Below are 1,927 nucleotides of genomic sequence, written 5' to 3'. Positions count from 1 at the left end.
GTGTTTGCTGCGGCGGAAACCTGGGCAAACCTTGCGGCAGTGGAGACTCTTTTACATGGCCTCTGCTGATCGCGAATCGATACAGGCCGGACAGCAATCTGTACTTGATCCGCCAAGTTGAGCTAGGCGGCCCCGAGCCTTGCAAGAAAGCTAGGACCTGCTCTGCCTGAACTTCATCTATTTGAATGTCGCCCATTAGACGCCCAAATTGACGCAATGTCCGTTTAGCCGTTTCGGAACGCAATGAACCGCCCCGGGTTTTCCGGAGACTCCAACTCTTGAGAGAATGGAGCCATGGAAAACGTCAAGAAGAAGTCACCGAAGTATTCGCCAGAGGTCCGGCAACGGGCGGTGCGGATGGTCCACGAGCACCGTGGCGACTATGAAACGCAGTGGAAGGCGATCGCGTCGATTGCGGCCAAAGTTGGGTGCTCAGGTGAGACGCTGCGCAGTTGGGTGCGTCAGGATGAGCGAGATCGCGGAGTGCGCGGCGGTGCCAGCACAGAGGAACAGGATCGACTGAAGGCCTTGGAGCGGGAGAACCGGGAGCTACGGCAGGTCAACGAGATCCTGCGTAAGGCGTCCGCGTATTTCGCGCAGGCGGAGCTCGACCGCCGACCGAAATCATGATCACGTTCATTGATGATCATCGCTCGACGTATGGGGTCGAGCCGATCTGCAAGGTGTTGCCGATTGCCCCATCGACGTACTACATGCATGTGGCCCGACGCAAGAATCCGGGGCTGTTGCCGCCGCGGCTGCAGCGTGACCGGCAACTGAAGGATCAGATCCGGCGAGTCTGGGATGCGAACTTCAAGGTTTATGGCGCGCGCAAGGTCTGGCGGCAGTTGAAGCGCGAAGGCATCGCCGTGGCGCGCTGCACGGTTGAGCGGCTCATGAAGCTGATGGGCCTGCAGGGCGTAGTGCGAGGCAAGACGGTGCGCACGACGATCGCCGATCCTTCAGCCGAGCGCCCGAAAGATCTCGTGAACCGGCAATTCACGGCTGAACGCCCCAATGCGCTGTGGGTTTCCGATTTCACGTACGTGAACACCTGGCAGGGATTTGTCTACGTGGCCTTCATCATCGATGTGTTCGCCCGGCGCATCGTGGGCTGGCGGGTCTCGGCGTCCGCGCGTACCGATTTCGTGCTGGATGCGCTGGAGCAGGCCGTGTATGAGCGTCAGCCTGGTGCACAAGAAGGCCTGATCCATCATAGCGACCGGGGCGTGCAGTACGTGTCGATCCGCTACACGGACCGGCTGGCCGAGGCTGGCATCGAACCCTCGGTCGGCAGTGTGGGCGACTCGTACGACAATGCTCTGGCAGAGACGGTCAACGGATTGTACAAGGCTGAAGTCATTCATCGTCTTGGCCCCTGGCGTAACCTGCAGGCCGTCGAGATGGCCACGCTCGAATGGGTCGACTGGTTCAACAACCGACGGCTGCTCGAACCGATCGGCAATATCCCCCCGGCTGAACTCGAAGCCGCTTATTATGAGCAACTCGCTGGGTCCACCATCGGGGTGTGACTCAAGCAAAACAGTCTCCGGGAAAACCGGGGCGGTTCAAAGGGCAGCCTGAACGAATACGAGCTGGATCTGCTGCGTCAGCGTTCACTCGAAGCTCGGCAGGAGAAGGCCAAACGCGGCGAACTCGTCGTCGCGGCGCCGGTGGGTTACTGCAAGACCGAAGACCAGCGCCTGGAGAAGGATCCGGATTTGCGCGTGCAGGACGCCATTCGCTCGGTGTTCCGCCAGTTCGGCGCGATTGGCTCGGTGCGTCAGACATTGTTATGGTTCCTGGAGCACGGACTGCAGTTGCCGGCATGCACGCCGCGCGGCGAAATCCAATGGAAACGGCCCAGCTACGGCACGGTGTACCGGATTCTGACCAACCCGATCTACGGTGGCGCGTATGCCTATGG

General features: G+C 60.4%; 2 protein-coding genes, 1 pseudogene and 1 other annotated feature. Of the genes and pseudogenes, 2 read left to right on the top strand and 1 reads right to left on the bottom strand.

What is annotated here, in order from left to right:
- A pseudogene (locus tag WCA53_RS22845) lies at positions 1–196 on the bottom strand (tyrosine-type recombinase/integrase); the annotation flags it as partial.
- A gap of 98 nt (positions 197–294) precedes the next feature.
- Between WCA53_RS22845 and WCA53_RS22840 the strand changes: the two are divergent.
- Both WCA53_RS22840 and WCA53_RS22835 read left to right on the top strand, forming a co-directional pair.
- Positions 295–1,532 (top strand): IS3 family transposase gene (locus tag WCA53_RS22840; protein WP_423915837.1). Its coding sequence is split into 2 segments (ribosomal slippage): positions 295–589 and positions 589–1,532, totalling 1,239 coding nucleotides; the frame shifts between segments, so codons are not numbered across the junction.
- Positions 585–701, top strand: a sequence feature (AL1L pseudoknot). (Overlaps the previous gene by 117 nt.)
- Before the next feature lie 141 nt (positions 1,533–1,673).
- On the top strand, positions 1,674–1,927 hold a 254-nt coding region (locus WCA53_RS22835), incomplete at its 3' end, for a recombinase family protein (RefSeq protein ID WP_423915834.1).

This window comes from Caballeronia sp. (assembly GCF_049581465.1).
Taxonomy (GTDB): domain Bacteria; phylum Pseudomonadota; class Gammaproteobacteria; order Burkholderiales; family Burkholderiaceae; genus Caballeronia.
The sequence above is the reverse complement of the archived record's forward strand: the minus strand, read 5'-3'. Positions and strand labels throughout refer to the sequence as shown.